The organism is Micromonospora arborensis, assembly GCF_003205615.1.
Taxonomy (GTDB): domain Bacteria; phylum Actinomycetota; class Actinomycetes; order Mycobacteriales; family Micromonosporaceae; genus Micromonospora; species Micromonospora arborensis.
This window is the reverse complement of sequence record NZ_PYBV01000012.1, coordinates 33,810-47,730: the sequence shown is the minus strand read 5'-3', so window position 1 is coordinate 47,730 and position 13,921 is coordinate 33,810. Positions and strand designations below refer to the sequence as shown.

15 protein-coding genes, 1 pseudogene and 1 riboswitch are annotated in these 13,921 nt (G+C 66.8%); of the genes and pseudogenes, 6 read left to right on the top strand and 10 right to left on the bottom strand.

The features are described 5' to 3' along the window. Nucleotides 1-63 precede the first annotated feature (63 nt). Nucleotides 64-1,176 (top strand): FAD-dependent monooxygenase, encoded by a 1,113-nt coding sequence (locus C7C45_RS09985; protein ID WP_244200316.1) that lies wholly within the window; start codon nucleotides 64-66, stop codon nucleotides 1,174-1,176. A gap of 49 nt (nucleotides 1,177-1,225) precedes the next feature. Here C7C45_RS09985 and C7C45_RS09980 read toward each other — a convergent pair whose 3' ends face one another. Both C7C45_RS09980 and C7C45_RS09975 read right to left on the bottom strand, forming a co-directional pair. Further along, the gene (locus tag C7C45_RS09980) at nucleotides 1,226-2,194 is read right to left on the bottom strand and encodes a CU044_5270 family protein (protein WP_110563349.1); all 969 of its coding nucleotides are present in this window, start codon (nucleotides 2,192-2,194) and stop codon (nucleotides 1,226-1,228) included. 18 nt (nucleotides 2,195-2,212) lie between these two features. Beyond that, entirely contained in the window at nucleotides 2,213-2,782 is a 570-nt protein-coding gene (locus C7C45_RS09975) for an RNA polymerase sigma factor (protein WP_208641116.1), read from the bottom strand. A 275-nt stretch (nucleotides 2,783-3,057) separates the two neighbouring features. Beyond that, nucleotides 3,058-3,139: riboswitch (ZMP/ZTP riboswitch) on the top strand. A gap of 13 nt (nucleotides 3,140-3,152) precedes the next feature. Here C7C45_RS09975 and C7C45_RS09970 point away from each other — a divergent pair. Then, nucleotides 3,153-4,052 carry a bifunctional 5,10-methylenetetrahydrofolate dehydrogenase/5,10-methenyltetrahydrofolate cyclohydrolase gene (locus C7C45_RS09970; RefSeq protein ID WP_110563347.1) on the top strand — a complete coding sequence of 300 codons (900 nt, stop codon included), beginning with the start codon at nucleotides 3,153-3,155 and terminating at the stop codon, nucleotides 4,050-4,052. A 63-nt stretch (nucleotides 4,053-4,115) separates the two neighbouring features. Here the strand turns inward: C7C45_RS09970 and C7C45_RS09965 are convergent, their stop codons facing one another. The 4 genes from C7C45_RS09965 to C7C45_RS09950 are packed head-to-tail and all read right to left on the bottom strand — an operon-like array spanning nucleotide 4,116 to nucleotide 4,874. Then, a complete protein-coding gene (locus C7C45_RS09965) occupies nucleotides 4,116-4,298 on the bottom strand; it encodes a hypothetical protein (RefSeq protein ID WP_110563346.1) in 183 nt (60 codons plus the stop codon). Further along, the gene (locus tag C7C45_RS09960; RefSeq protein WP_110563345.1) at nucleotides 4,295-4,513 is read right to left on the bottom strand and encodes a hypothetical protein; all 219 of its coding nucleotides are present in this window, start codon (nucleotides 4,511-4,513) and stop codon (nucleotides 4,295-4,297) included. Before C7C45_RS09960 ends, C7C45_RS09965 begins: the two co-directional genes overlap by 4 nt. Further along, nucleotides 4,510-4,689 (bottom strand): hypothetical protein, encoded by a 180-nt coding sequence (locus C7C45_RS09955; RefSeq protein WP_110563344.1) that lies wholly within the window; start codon nucleotides 4,687-4,689, stop codon nucleotides 4,510-4,512. Before C7C45_RS09955 ends, C7C45_RS09960 begins: the two co-directional genes overlap by 4 nt. Continuing rightward, a complete protein-coding gene (locus C7C45_RS09950; RefSeq protein ID WP_110563343.1) occupies nucleotides 4,686-4,874 on the bottom strand; it encodes a hypothetical protein in 189 nt (62 codons plus the stop codon). The genes C7C45_RS09955 and C7C45_RS09950 overlap by 4 nt, the downstream gene beginning before the upstream one ends. Before the next feature lie 140 nt (nucleotides 4,875-5,014). On the opposite strand from C7C45_RS09950, the gene C7C45_RS09945 reads away from it, so the two are divergent. Beyond that, the gene (locus C7C45_RS09945) at nucleotides 5,015-5,857 is read left to right on the top strand and encodes a helix-turn-helix domain-containing protein (protein ID WP_167454690.1); all 843 of its coding nucleotides are present in this window, start codon (nucleotides 5,015-5,017) and stop codon (nucleotides 5,855-5,857) included. 10 nt (nucleotides 5,858-5,867) lie between these two features. Further along, nucleotides 5,868-6,035, top strand: coding sequence for a DUF397 domain-containing protein (locus C7C45_RS09940; RefSeq protein ID WP_110563341.1), 168 nt, complete (start codon nucleotides 5,868-5,870; stop codon nucleotides 6,033-6,035). A gap of 132 nt (nucleotides 6,036-6,167) precedes the next feature. Here the strand turns inward: C7C45_RS09940 and C7C45_RS09935 are convergent, their stop codons facing one another. From C7C45_RS09935 to nrdR, 4 genes are all read right to left on the bottom strand, one after another. Further along, nucleotides 6,168-7,814 carry an ATP-binding protein gene (locus C7C45_RS09935; protein WP_167454689.1) on the bottom strand — a complete coding sequence of 549 codons (1,647 nt, stop codon included), beginning with the start codon at nucleotides 7,812-7,814 and terminating at the stop codon, nucleotides 6,168-6,170. Nucleotides 7,815-7,849: 35 nt separating this feature from the next. Beyond that, nucleotides 7,850-8,359: a hypothetical protein gene (locus tag C7C45_RS33600; protein WP_146247301.1), complete on the bottom strand. Its 510-nt coding sequence runs from the start codon at nucleotides 8,357-8,359 to the stop codon at nucleotides 7,850-7,852. A gap of 366 nt (nucleotides 8,360-8,725) precedes the next feature. Beyond that, the gene (locus C7C45_RS09930; protein WP_110563339.1) at nucleotides 8,726-11,623 is read right to left on the bottom strand and encodes a vitamin B12-dependent ribonucleotide reductase; all 2,898 of its coding nucleotides are present in this window, start codon (nucleotides 11,621-11,623) and stop codon (nucleotides 8,726-8,728) included. Nucleotides 11,624-11,652: 29 nt separating this feature from the next. Continuing rightward, nucleotides 11,653-12,156: a transcriptional regulator NrdR gene (gene nrdR / locus C7C45_RS09925; RefSeq protein ID WP_110563338.1), complete on the bottom strand. Its 504-nt coding sequence runs from the start codon at nucleotides 12,154-12,156 to the stop codon at nucleotides 11,653-11,655. 541 nt (nucleotides 12,157-12,697) lie between these two features. On the opposite strand from nrdR, the gene lexA reads away from it, so the two are divergent. Together lexA and C7C45_RS36015 are read left to right on the top strand one after the other, a co-directional pair. Beyond that, on the top strand, nucleotides 12,698-13,483 hold the full coding sequence (gene lexA / locus C7C45_RS09920) for a transcriptional repressor LexA (protein WP_110563337.1): 786 nt from the start codon (nucleotides 12,698-12,700) through the stop codon (nucleotides 13,481-13,483). A 96-nt stretch (nucleotides 13,484-13,579) separates the two neighbouring features. After that, a pseudogene (locus C7C45_RS36015) lies at nucleotides 13,580-13,921 on the top strand (hypothetical protein); the annotation flags it as partial.

The window sequence follows — 13,921 nt, the reverse complement described above, 5'->3', positions numbered from 1 at the left end:
GGCGCCGGCCCGTTGAGCAGCAGCTCAGCCTGGTACCGGCAGGGGCAATGGGAGGTACGTGTCGTGCGGGGTACGGGTGTCCGGGTACTGATCGTTGGCGGTGGTGTCGCGGGATTGGCGACGGTGGCCGCACTGCGGGGTTGGGGCGCGACGGTCGACGTGGTCGAGCGGGCGTCCGGGCCGACCGACTCCGGCACCGGTATCTACCTCACCGGCAACGCGACCCGCATGCTCGACGTACTCGGTCTGCGGGAGCCGGTTGCCGACGTCGCCGTGGAGATCATGCGACAGCGCAGCGCCAACCAGCACGGACGCCGCCTCTTCGACATCGACGTGGTCGCACTGTGGCAGGGCGTCGGGCCGTGTGTGTCGTTGCCCCGGGCGCAACTGCACCGCGCCCTGCTCACCGGTGTCGGCGACGCCCCGATCCGCTGGGGTCGCCAGCCGGTCGCGTTCGCCGAGGAGGGCGACCGGGTCGCCGTCGAGTTCGACGACGACAGCACGCAACGGTACGACCTGGTGATCGGCGCGGATGGGGTGAACTCGACGGTCCGGCGGCTCGCCTTCGACGGTCCGGCCGCCCGCAATCTCGGCCAGTACGCCTACCGGTGGATCGCTCCCCGGATCGACGACGAGCCGGTCTGGTCGGTGCAGTTGGGGCGCGGTAGGCAGTTCCTCACGATCCCGATCAGCGCCGAGCAGACGTACTGCTACTACAACGACGGCCCGGTGGTCGACCGGCCCGGCTGGCGCGACGAGTTGGCCGCGACGTACACCGATCCGGTCGGCGCCATGCTCAAGGCCCTCGACCACGACGACAGCACCCTGCACGCCGGCCCCAACCAGGAGGTCGTGCTCGACTCCTGGTCCCGGGGGCCGGTGCTGCTGATCGGCGATGCCGCCCACGCCACCTCGCCGAACATGGCACAGGGCGCGGCGATGGCCCTGGAGGACGCGGTCGTGCTCGCTTCGTCGTTGGCCACCGCCGATTCCGTCGCCGACGCGCTGCGTGGCTTTGAGGCGCGGCGTCGCCCGCGTACGGACTGGGTGCTCAGCCAGACGCATCGCCGGGACAAGGCCACCGGTGCCCCGCCGGTGCTGCGCGACCTGGTGATGCGCCATCTCGGCGAGCAGATGTTCCGCTCGAACTACGGCCCGCTGTTCGCCCAGCCCTGACCGGTCCGACGTGACCGGACCGGTCCGGGCTGGGCGTGCCATCCGCCGCTCAGGGCAACTGGCCCGGCCGGTCGACGATTGCGATGCGGAGCAGCGCGTCAGCGTCGTACAGGGACTCCTTGCCGTTGCGCACCACCGACGATCGGCTGCCGAGGAAGACGTGGGTGTCGCGGTCGAAGAGGAAGTCCTCGTTACCACCGATCACGCCGGGCATGCGGATCGCCACCCCATGCCGGCCGGCGGCGTCCACCACGTCGCCCGATATGACAGTCGCTCCGGGCTCCCGTGCCAACAGTTCGTACAGCGCCGCCAGCGCGCGGGGCGGCACGTAGCCGCCGCGGACCATCGACCGCGCGGTGGTGTACACCATGCTCTCGTCCCCGTAGACGGCCTCCTCATCTGCGCCTTCGGGAAGATGCAGGTCGACCGGGTGCTCCCGTAGGTATCGAAGCAGCTCGTCCGGATCGGAGGGCAGGTCGCCGTGGTACGCCGGCGGGTCGAATGCGTCGAGTTCCTTCGTGGGATCGGCGGGATCGCCCATCCGCAGCTCCCTCAGCTCGCCCCACCCGTTCGGGTCGCTCTCCGGTCGGTAGCGTCCGTGCGTGTACGCGACTCCGCCGGCTGACTGCCACAGTTGGTTCCGGATGGTCTGGTACGGGCCGCTGTCCGGCTCGTCCCGTATCGTCACCAGGGCCTCCGTGAAGACGTACTGATCGGGTCGGGCGGTGAGCTCGGGCTGCTGCCGGGCGGCGTCGGCCGCCATCCGGAGGATCTCCGATGCGCTCGCCGCAGGTGGCGAGTGGTCGCCCACCCTCATCGTCTGGACCACCAGCGCACCGGCGGTCAGTGCGACTGCCAGCCCGAGTGCTCCGGCGAAGCGCCAACCAGGCAGGAACCGGTTGCGGCGTCCGACCGGACGGGCCGCCGACGCCATCTCGGCCCGCCGGGCGACGTGGGCGGTCAGATCCGTGAGGAGCTGCTCCTCGAAACCGGGCGGTGACTGATCGATCTTGTTCATTGCGTCGACTCCGTCTCTTCAGGCGAGGGTGGCTGTCGGGTAGGCGAGAACGGCGCGGACGACGCGACGGGCGCGATGCAGGCGGACCCGGGCGGCGACCGGCGACACCCCGAGCACGGTCGCCGCCTCCGCGACGGTGAGGCCGTCCACGGCGACGAGTTCGACAAGCGTTCGGGTGCCCTCGGGAAGCTCGCTCAGCGCCCGATAGGTGCGGCGGGCCGCCGACTCGGCGTCGATGCGCTCCTCGATGCGGGCGATGTCATCGGGGCCCAGGTCCCTTCGTCCGGCCAGTCGGCCGGTCACCCGCAGCCGTTGGGCCGCCCGACGCCGCTCGTCGCCGATGACGTTGCGGGCCACCCCGAACAGCCAGCCGACCTGGCTACCCCGGTCCGGCCGGTAGCCGTCCGCCGACTCGATCACCGCCAGGAACACGTCGGCGGTCAGGTCCGCGGCGAGGTGTGGGTCGTCGACCCGCCGTGCCACGAACCGGCCCACCGCCTCCAGGTGCCGCCGGTAGAAGGCCGCGAAGGCCACCGGATCGGCCCCGATGCCAGAGATGTCACCCCCCGCTTCGCTGGGCTCATTCACAGGCTGTCCTCTCTCGTAGCCTTCACACCCCTTCTTCGTAAGACGGGCCGCGGGTGTTACCGGAACTTGCCTCCCTCGTGCCGCCGACGCGGTGTGGCGTGCCTGCCCGACCGGCTCGATCGGCGGCACCAATCCCGACGAGCGGTATACCTCAGAGTCATGAATATGCCCCTGAGGTATACCGACGAACGGCAGCATGCCCCCGGTGCGAATGGCCCGTCCTGAAGGCGGCGCTGCTGGTCAGTTGGGCAGCAGCGCTGGTGATGCGGCATTATCGAAGCACCGGCGACTGGCGGCACGGGGATGGTGGAACCATCGGGGAGCCTCTCGCGGGCGTCGACCGCCTGGGCGCCTGCGTCGAGGAGTCGTCATGACCACAACCAACGAATCCGTCGAAAACCACACTCCGTCGGGCTCGGCCCGGCTCCTGCCGGGCGCACCCGTCGCCGAAGCCGTCCTGGCCGAGACCGCCGACGCAGCCGCCCGCCTGCGCAGCCGCGGGATCACACCGAGCCTCGCCACCATCCTCGTCGGCGACGACGACGCCAGCGCCGGCTACATCGCCATCAAGCAGCGTCAGGCCGCCGCGCTCGGGTTCGCCTCCCCGCACGTGCATCTGCCCGCCACCGCCACCCAGGCCGAGCTGCACCAGGCCATTGCCCGGTTCAACACTGATCCGGCCGTGCACGGGCTGCTCGTGCAGTACCCCGTGCCCGGGCATCTGGACTACGACGCGGCGCTGCAGACCATCGACCCGGACAAGGACGTCGACGGCATGCATCCGCTGAACATGGGGCGTCTCGCCGTCGGCCTGCCCGGTCCGCTGCCGTGCACCCCCGCCGGCATCGAAGCCCTCCTGGCGTACTACGAGATCCCCGTCGCCGGTCGTGAGGTCGTCATCCTCGGCCGGGGCGCCACCCTTGGCCGACCCCTGGCGATGCTGCTCGCCCAGAAGCGCCCGACCGCCAACGCCGCCGTCACCGTCGTACACACCGGTGTGCCGGACTGGGCTCGCTACACCCGCCGCGCCGACATCCTCGTCGCCGCCGCCGGCGTACCCCGGATCATTCAGCCTGAGCACGTCAAGCCCGGCGCCGTCGTCATCGGCGCCGGCGTCCGCTACGAGGGGCGGCGCCTCCTACCGGACGTGGACGAAGCGTGCGCCGAGGTCGCCGGCGCGATCACGCCCCGGGTCGGCGGGGTCGGTCCGACCACCGTCGCGATGCTGTTCCGCAACGCCGTGCGCGCCGCGGAGCGCGCGAGCCAGTAGCCCGGTTCCGTCGCCGTTGTCAAGATCACTTGATGCTGAGTAGTCAGAGCGGATTGTTCACAGCTACTCAGCATCAAGTGATCGAGCCGGCTTCCTGCGTTTGGAGATCTCCTCCAGGTGCTGGAGCTGGTGCTGCCGGACCATCTCGTCCCAGACCTCCTGGTCGTAGTCCGGGTTCGGCGGGATCCACTTGTGCGAGTTGTCGCTGTAGTGAAACCGCTCATCGCCCCGCCGGATCAGACTCACCGGACCCAGCCCAGGAAACGCCGGTGCAGCAGCCCGGCGGGCACCCAGGTCAGATCCTCGGCCGCCCAGACCAGGTAGGACCCCATGTAGAGGGCCAACGACACGGGTGCGCCCTCGAACTCGGCACGCAGCTCGGTGCGCCGGGTCCGGCAGGGCCAGGGCGCGGCGCAGCCGCCGCAGGTCCACACCGGAAGGACCGGGCCGTGGGTGGTCACCGCAGGCCATCCAGGAAGCGCCGGGTGGCCGACCGGGCGTGCCAGCGGGCCGCCCATTCCGCCTGATAGCAGGGGTACGGGGACAGTCGCGCCCACCACCAGCGACAGCCGGCGCAGAGGCCCTCGACGCCGGGCAGGTGCACGGACAAGATTCGTCCGACCTGATCCTCGGTCACTCCTGCTCCTCCCCTGGCCAGAAGCCTCGGCGGATCGGGATGCGGTGCCGGGCTCGGCACGGCAGGTCGGCCCCACAGCGACAGATCCGCCGCCACCGCTGCCACGACCAAACCGGCCGGTGCCGCCGCGCCAAGGTCAGCGCCACCGCCAGCAGGTAGTCGTCGTACGGCACCCGACCCGTCATTGGACCTCCCGCCGATCCACTCGGGACTGTCTGCACGCTCATTTTGCGCGCGCATTTATGGGTAGTCAACGAAGACCAGTCAGAAGGCATGGGCGTGTTCGGTGGTCCTGAGCCAGGGTGCTGGCGGCACAATGACCGCCATGGAGAGTCCGACCTTCGTTCGTTTCCAGCTCGGTGCACAGCTCCGCCGAGTCCGGGAAGAGGCCAGCGTCACGGCCGAGCAGGCTGCCGACGTCATCGAGGTCTCCGCGAGCACGCTCCGGCGCATCGAGGCCGGACGCGTGGGCATCAAGGCACCAGCATTGAACGCGCTACTTGACCGATACGGCGTCACCGATGCCGAGCTGCGCGACACGCTGCTGTCGATGGCGAAGACCGGCAAACAGCGCGGCTGGTGGGCCAAGTACGGCGACCTACCGTCGTCGTACCGCCAGTACATCGGCTTGGAGTCCGCAGCCGAGGAGGTGCAGAACTTCGAGACGTTGGTAGTCCCGGGGTTACTCCAGACTGCGGATTACGCCCGAGCAATGACCAGCGAGGACGCCTTCGAGCCATCGCCAGAGGCAGTGGAGCGACGGGTCGCGGTGCGGATGCAGCGTCAAGAGCTGATCACCTCCGGCAAGCTACGCCTCGTCGCGGTGCTCGACGAGGCAGTGCTTCACCGGCAGATCGGCGGGGCAGCCATCATGGCCGACCAGCTCACCGCACTACTCGATGCCAGCAAGCGCTGGAACGTCACCGTCCAGGTGATCCCGTTCCGCGAGGGTGCCTACGCCTCGATGCTGACGAGCTTCCACATCCTCAACTTCGCAGACGGACCCGGCGTGGTCTACATCGAGGGCCTCACGGGCGACCTCTACGCGGAGGGCGAAGACGTGAGGCGTTGTACGGTGGTGTTCAACAGTCTGCGCGCTGCGGCCATGTCACCCACTGACTCGGCCACCATGATCGAGGAGATCCGGGGCGCGAGGCGCGAGGTGTAGGAGACGTGCGGTGGACTCGGAGTGGCGCAAGAGCACCCGCAGCGGCAGCAACGGTGCCTGCGTCGAAGCTAGGCACGTCGGCAATACCATCCAGGTCCGAGACAGCACAAACCGCTCCGGCCCGACCCTCAACTTCGATGGTCGCGCCTGGCTGGCATTCCTCTCTAGCCTCAAGTAGTAGCGGATCCGGCCGACGGCTCATTGCCGAAGGCCGGCGTCCCCACACGCTCAAATCCGGCCGACTTTGCGTCGAGATTCAGCCACCCTTGGGCCTACGCAAATAAGCTTCTCGACTATAAACCACCCGGAGTTAGCGCCTGATGTCGATCGGGTAAGCAGGTGAAGAGGTTTGATCGAGAACCCTGGGCAAGTTGTCCAGATCAATAAGTGGTCCCTGCCGAAGTAGATCACGCAATTGGGTACCACTTAACCGCTTAGTAGTCGCAGCCTTACCGCTCTGCCGAACTGTCCACTTACCCTCTTCAAGGTCCAAGACACGCAGTCCACGCTTCAGACGCACATCGGTGTACTCACTAAGGTCCAAGATGTACGCCTCATACTTGGTCCCTGGCCTATGCTTATCCGACAGCGCAGCCTGTACCAGGTGTGCGAAGCGCAAGTCGACCAACTGTCCCAGCACCTCGTAAGCCGGATGCGTCTTTCGCGACATATCTACCCGAAAATAGGTGCACCCTTCGCCCATAACATAGGCGGATATGTATTCCAAAGCCTCCAACAGGATTCCAGAATTCTCAGAAGATACATCCTGTTCAAGGTCCCGTTTCTTGCTCCTGGCCGAACGGCCCGCAGCCTTCGCGACGTCCTCCCGCCCAATCTCCCTCGGCTGTACACGTTCACGGGCAACGACGATTGAGGAGGCAAACAGATTCAGGTAATCTCGCGGCACTCCGCCAGAAGCGAGAACTAGCCTGCCTCGCGCTTCCGGTTTGGTTATGCTAGCAAAGTTTTTGATACCAGCCGTTAGCGTATAATTTGAAAGGACACTTTCTAAGAAAATCTGCGCCGCCGAGGGATCTTCAAGCGTGATATCTAAATCAATCTTGGACGCATCGTGCGGAACTTCCAAGCCAACTCTTGTTGACGGTTCGTAGGGCCGAGTAAGCCGCTCGATACTCGCTAGCTTAATCCAGCCATTACAGTCCCGCAGCATTCCGGCCACATAGTCCAGCAACTGGGGTTGCAACGCAGAAGGCAGTAAGTAGAAGTCATCGATGAAGATATACATGGTCATGACGCCAGTACGAAGGATCGCTCGAAGGCACTGATTCAATCGCGGGATCTTTTCGACGACCTTCTGCTCGGACCGCAGCCTCGACCTGCGGGCGATCCCAAGCTCCCTAGAAACCTCGTCAAGCCGCGAAAAAGCTTCCGCCGCTGACGACCCCCGACGTTTCGCAATGGATGCAACTGCAGCCTCTGCAATTACACTGAAAGCCGACTCCGCGGTCAACTTCCTCAAGACGTGTGCGTTCGTCCATACAATGACATGGCCCTGCTTCTCGGCTTGGCGTTTTGCCTCAAGCAACAATGCCGTCTTTCCAACGCCACGGCGCCCGTAAACCAGTTGATGCCTCGACGCGCCCACTGCCGCCAAACTGGCACGTGGATCTTCCACATATTTTAGGCTCGGAAGCGCGTCAGAGGTGCGAGACCGCGCCTCGAGTAGCTGAATCAAGTGATCGACATCGCGGCTTGCTAGTCCACCGGCAGCCGGGCGCGCAACTGGCTCTTCACCGCCGGATAATATTTGGGGCCGGAAGGTCACAGCGAATGCAGAATCTTCGCCGGGCATTTCGTTGAGCTCCCGCTCAATCGCGCCCGCGAGGCTCTGTGCCACCATAATGCTATCTTCGGGAACAAATGCAATCAGCCATCGCTCGCCAGGAAATGTCCGCTCCTGGACCTCACTAGCAACGATGCCCGCATCGTCTAGCACTCGCCTCAAGACTGCAACATAGTCATCATTCCGCATTAGATGTGCCCATTCGACAGCGCAAACTCTTCACAGGACTGGACAAAAGAAGCAGCAATAACTGCCAGTGAACGTGCATCGGACTGCCAGATTGAAGGGTCCGCAGGGTAGCAGTCATAGTCGGCCTCATTGCGAAGCAACCGCGCATCAATCAGAGCCGCCTCACGTTCGGCACGACCGTGCATATTTTTTGGCAGATGTCGAGGAAGCTCGGCGTGCCGCTCGAAGTCGTCACCCTTCTCTTCAGCGAATACTACTGCTCGCGCCGAGTGATACATGGCGTAGTAGTAGCGGCTGATGGCCGACCTGAAGTCAGAAATCAATGTGAGATGATCGCCGGAGCGGAGGTGGAATCCAGCCAGGGTCAATCGATCCGAAGTGACCTGGCGAATGAGGTCGTCGACAGGAAACGGATGCTTCGCCGGACCTGCCGAGAACGCTGCAATCGCTATCTTCTTGGAAGTTGAGAAATGTAAGTAGATCCGGTCAATAGGAGTAACTGTCGGCATCCACCCCTCCACCGACGCGTCGAGCGCTTATCGTACGTGGTGTTCGTACCCTATCGCTGACACTCTGCGATGCATAGTCTTCAGTGAGACCGGTTAGGCATCATTGCGAGCGAGCGAACGCCGGCACCCTGACAATCCATAGATGCAAGTCCCTCCACAAGTGCCGTGCTAGTCGTTGTCCCAGAGGAATCTTGATGCCGAGTGGGGGTAGTACGGTTATCAGCACCAGGAGTTGTCGGATCTCAGACCGAGGATTCGGACGGCAGTCATTGCAACATGCCATCCCGGCGAACTACGACCAGCAGGGAGACGGCGCTGCCCCAACCTCCCTGAGGGAAGCCAGGGCAGCGCCGCGTTTCGCGTACGTCAGCTGCAGCCGCTGGTGGAGCCGCAGCCCTCGCAGACGTAGCAGCTACCGGCCGGGCGCATCTTCGTACCGCAGGTGAAGCAGAGCGGTGCGTCGGCGGCCTTGCCGATCACGGCCTCCAGCAGTTCGGTGCTGGAGCCCACGCTCGGAGCCGGCTTGGCGACGGCCACGTCGGCCATCTCCTGGGCCGGCTGCGCGACGGCCTCCGGCTTCGCCGGGATCTCCGCCACCGGTGCCGAGGACGCCATCGCGGTGAGCTCCGCGCCGGTGACCGCTGCGGCTTCCGCGTCGGCCTCGGCCCGCAGCTGGGCGGCCCGCTCGGACGCGGTGAAGATGCCCAGTTCGGCACGGCGCTCGTAGGGCAGGAAGTCCAGCGCCAGGCGACGGAAGATGTAGTCCATCACCGAGGCCGCCATCCGCACGTCCGGGTCGTCGGTCATACCGGCCGGCTCGAAGCGCATGTTGGTGAACTTGCTGACGAACGTCTCCAGCGGCACGCCGTACTGCAAGCCGATGCTGATGGCCACCGAGAAGGCGTCCATCACCCCGGCCAGGGTCGAGCCCTGCTTGGACATCTTGAGGAAGACCTCACCGAGGCCGTCGTCCGGGTAGGACGACGCGGTGAGGTAGCCCTCGGCGCCTCCGACGGAGAAGCTGACCGTCTCGGACGGGCGCTTCTTCGGCAGGCGCTTACGCACCGGCCGGTACTCGATGACCTTCTCCACCGCGGCCGGGGCGGCCGGCGCGGTCTCGACGGCGGCCGGCTCGGTGGCCTTGTTGGACTTGGCCACCGAGAGCGGCTGGCCGACCTTGCAGTTGTCCCGGTAGATCGCCAGCGCCTTGAGGCCGAGCTTCCAGCCCTCGAAGTAGATCTTCTCGACGTCCTCGACGGTGGCCGCCTCCGGCATGTTGACCGTCTTGGAGATGGCGCCGGAGACGAACGGCTGGATCGCCGCCATCATCCGCACGTGCCCCATCGGAGCGATCGTCCGCTCCCCCATGGCGCAGTCGAAGACCGGGTAGTGCTCCGGCTTGAGGCCGGGGGCGTCCACCACGTGGCCGTGGTCGGCGATGTGCTCGATGATCGCCTCGACCTGCTCCTCGGGGTAGCCGAGGCTGCGCAGGGCGCGCGGAACCGTCTGGTTGACGATCTGCATCGAGCCGCCGCCGACCAGCTTCTTGAACTTGACTAGCGCCAGGTCCGGCTCCACGCCGGTCGTGTCGCAGTCCATCATGAAACCGATCGTGCCGGTCGGGGCGAGGACGCTCGCCTGCGCGTTACGCCAGCCGAACTTGTCACCGATCTTGTTGCCCTGGGTCCACTGCTTGGTCGCCTCGCGGACGATCGCGGTGGCCACCGGGCTGGTCGGCTTGATCTCGTCGTTGGCCGCCGCGTGCTTGCGCATGACCCGCTTGTGCGGCTCAGCGTTGCGGGCGTAGCCCTCGTACGCGCCGACGACGCCAGCCAGCTCGGCCGAGCGACGGTAGGCGGTGCCGGTCATCAGGGACGTGATCGACGCGGCGACCGAGCGGCCCTGCTCCGAGTCGTACGGCAGGCCGGTGGCCATCAGCAGGGCGCCGAGGTTGGCGTAGCCGATGCCGAGCTGCCGGTAGGCGCGGGAGGTCTCGCCGATCTTCTCGGTCGGGAAGTCGGCGAAGCAGATCGAGATGTCCATCGCGGTGATGACGAACTCGACGGACTTGACGAACTTCTCCACCTCGAAGCCACCGTCGGCGCGGAGGAACTTCATCAGGTTGAGCGAGGCCAGGTTGCACGAGGAGTTGTCCAGGTGCAGGTACTCCGAGCACGGGTTCGACGCGGTGATCCGCCCGGTCTCCGGGCAGGTGTGCCAGTCGTTGATCGTGTCGTCGTACTGCAGGCCCGGGTCGGCGCACTCCCAGGCGGCCTGGGAGATGGTGCGGAACAGCTTCTTGGCGTCGACGGTGTCGATCACCGAGCCGTCCAGCCGGCCGCGCAGGTCGAAGCCGCCGCCGTTCTCCACCGCCGACATGAACTCGTCGGAGACCCGGACCGAGTTGTTGGCGTTCTGGTACTGCACGCTGACGATGTCGGAGCCGCCGAGGTCCATGTCGAACCCGGCGTCGCGCAGCGCACGGATCTTGTGCTCCTCGCGCGCCTTCGTGACCACGAACTCCTCGATGTCGGGGTGGTCCACGTCGAGGATGACCATCTTGGCCGCCCGACGGGTCGCGCCGCCGGACTTGATGGTGCCGGCCGAGGCGTCCGCGCCGCGCATGAAGCTGACCGGGCCGGAGGCGGTGCCGCCGGAGGAGAGCAGCTCACGGGACGAGCGGATCCGCGACAGGTTGACCCCGGAGCCGGAGCCGCCCTTGAAGATCAGCCCCTCCTCCTTGTACCAGTCGAGGATCGAGTCCATCGAGTCGTCGACGGCCAGGATGAAGCAGGCGCTGACCTGCTGCGGCGACGGCGTGCCGACGTTGAACCAGACCGGCGAGTTGAAGCTGAACACCTGGTGCAGCAGCATCCAGGTCAGCTCGTGCCCGAAGATCTCGGCGTCGGCCGGGCTGGCGAAGTAGCCGTACTCCTCGCCCGCGGTGCGATAGGTGGTGACCACCCGGTCGATCAACTGCTTGAGCGACCACTCCCGCTCCGGGGTCCCCACCGCGCCCCGGAAGTACTTCGTGGTGACGATGTTGGCCGCGTTGACGCTCCACGACTCCGGGAACTCGACCCCACGCTGCTCGAAGTTGATCGAGCCGTCCCGCCAGTTCGTCATCACGACGTCACGGCGCTCCCAGGTGACCTCGTCGTACGGGTGGACCCCCTCGGTCGTCCACACGCGCTCGATCTTCAGCCCAGCGCTCGCGTTGGCCTTGCTTCGTGACCTGCTTGTCGTCACACCATCCCCCGACATCTCATCCGCCCCCTCAGAAAAACAAAATCTCAATTGGTACGGCCGGCGGGTTCCGCCGCCCCGGCCCCCACCGCGCCCTCGCGGGCACGGGCGGCGGCCCGCAGTGTCTCGATCTCCTGCTCGAAGTCGGCGAGCGAGTCGAAGGACCGGTAGACGCTGGCGAACCGCAGGTACGCCACCTCGTCCAGGCCCTGAAGTGGGCCCAGGATCGCCAGCCCCACCTCGTGGCTGGGGATCTCGGCCGCACCCTTGGCCCGCACGGTCTCCTCGACCTTCTGCGCCAGCAACGCGATCGAGTCCTCGTCGACCGGCCGACCCTGGCACGCCTTGCGCACCCCGCCGATGATCTTCGTACGACTGAACGGCTCGGTCACCCCGCTGCGCTTGACGACCGCGAGGACCGCCTCCTCGACGGTGGTGAACCGCTTGCCGCACTCCGGGCAGGATCGCCGCCGTCGGATGAGCTGGCCGTCGTCGGCCTCCCGCGAGTCGACCACCCGGGAGTCAGCGTGCCGGCAGTACGGACACCGCATCGCCCACCTCCATCAAAAATGATCGACTGCGACCGCACCGGGCACCCCCGGGCACGACTCACCGCGACGGTGCCATCCTCGGATGACTCCCGCCGTGGTCGACGTTACTGGAGTGCGGTCGGTAGTCGGACCCAACCTGTGGGCAACTTACGCCCGTGTCACTACTACATCTAGGGGTCGACCGTATGTTGCTGGGGAAGCCGGGTCAAGTTGGGCGGCGTGTCCGGCGCGTCACGGGCCATCCGGTCATCCGCACCCATCAGCACGCCCGAAGACCCAACGCCGACGTCCCGCCCGGGTTACCGGCCAGCAGGCCGAAGTACTCCGGAAAACAGCCGAGGATCGAACACCAGTACTACCTGACGTACCATTTATCAGAACATCCGTACGACCGGAGTGGTTTTTCACCCCGACACGCCGGTGAGAGGTCGTACAGATGTTTGAAAATGACTGATCTCACCTATACGGTCATGAACAACGTGGCACCACCGCACGCACCACGAGCCGACGAGGCACCCAGCGCCGACCAGGGAGGACGGACGTGACCGAGGACCGGGCCAGCCGGCCGAAGAGCCCGCAGCAGATCACCGATGCGGGCCCGCCAGCCACCCGACGCCGCAGCGCCGCGCGCAGCCGAACGGGTCAGCCCGCCGTGCGCCCGGTCACACCGGTGGTCAGCGCCTTCCCCGACCCGGCGACGGTCGACCTGACCGCCCGCCAGCGTCGCATCCTGGAATTCATCCGCACCTGGGTGGAGCGGCACGGTTACCCGCCAAGCGTCCGGGAGATCGGCGAGGCCGTCGGTCTGGTGTCGCCGTCCAGCGTCGCCTACCAGCTCAAGGAGCTGGAGAAGAAGGGCTTCCTGCGCCGCGACCCCAACCGACCGCGCGCGGTCGACGTTCGCGCCCCCAGCGAGGCCATCGACGACGAGCTGTCCCGGGCACAGCGACCGACCCCGGCGTACGTGCCGATGCTCGGTCGGATCGCCGCCGGTGGGCCCATCCTCGCCGAGCAGGCCGTGGAGGACATCTTCCCGCTGCCCCGCGAGTTGGTGGGCGAGGGCGAGGTCTTCATGCTCCAGGTCAAGGGCGACTCGATGCTCGACGCGGCGATCTGCGACGGCGACTGGGTGGTCGTTCGGCAGCAGCCGACCGCCGACTCGGGCGAGATCGTGGCCGCCATGCTCGACGGCGAGGCGACCGTCAAGACCTACCGGCGGCGCGACGGGCACGTCTGGCTGATGCCACAGAACCCGGCCTTCGACCCGATCCCCGGTGACGACGCCACCATCATGGGCCGGGTCGTGGCGGTGCTGCGCCGGATCTGACCGGTCGTCTGGGTGGGTGAGTGCCACGGGCGCTCACCCACGTTCGTCTTCAGGGACGGATGAGCGCCCCGACATCCGTCAGTAGCGGTCGCCCCGGTGGCCGCGACCGCCCCCGGGATACGGCCCGTACGGGTCGACGGGCGCGTCGTCGTCACGCCGACGGCCGGGCCGCTGGCCCCGGTAGTCGGGCTCCGGCCCACCCCGCCGGGGCGGCTCGGCACGACCGGCGCCGGGCTGGCCGCCATCACCGCCGTACACACCGCCGCCAGGACGACCACCAGCACCCTGCGGACGACCGCCGCCACCGCCCTGGGGACGGCCGACACCACCGGCCGGGGGGCGACCCGTGCCACTCGCCGGGGGACGGCCACCGCCATCAACCGGCGGACGACCGCCACCGGCTGGAGGACGACCACCGCCGGCTGGCGGGCGAGCGCC

Excerpts from the sequence above, each read along its gene's own strand:
- C7C45_RS09980 (WP_110563349.1), bottom strand. The coding sequence starts at position 2,194 with ATGAACAAGATCGATCAGTCACCGCCCGGTTTCGAGGAGCAGCTCCTC.
- C7C45_RS09970 (WP_110563347.1), top strand. The coding sequence starts at position 3,153 with ATGACCACAACCAACGAATCCGTCGAAAACCACACTCCGTCGGGCTCG.
- C7C45_RS09950 (WP_110563343.1), bottom strand. The coding sequence starts at position 4,874 with ATGACGGGTCGGGTGCCGTACGACGACTACCTGCTGGCGGTGGCGCTG.
- C7C45_RS09945 (WP_167454690.1), top strand. The coding sequence starts at position 5,015 with ATGGAGAGTCCGACCTTCGTTCGTTTCCAGCTCGGTGCACAGCTCCGC.
- C7C45_RS33600 (WP_146247301.1), bottom strand. The coding sequence starts at position 8,359 with ATGCCGACAGTTACTCCTATTGACCGGATCTACTTACATTTCTCAACT.
- C7C45_RS09930 (WP_110563339.1), bottom strand. The coding sequence starts at position 11,623 with ATGTCGGGGGATGGTGTGACGACAAGCAGGTCACGAAGCAAGGCCAAC.
- nrdR (WP_110563338.1), bottom strand. The coding sequence starts at position 12,156 with ATGCGGTGTCCGTACTGCCGGCACGCTGACTCCCGGGTGGTCGACTCG.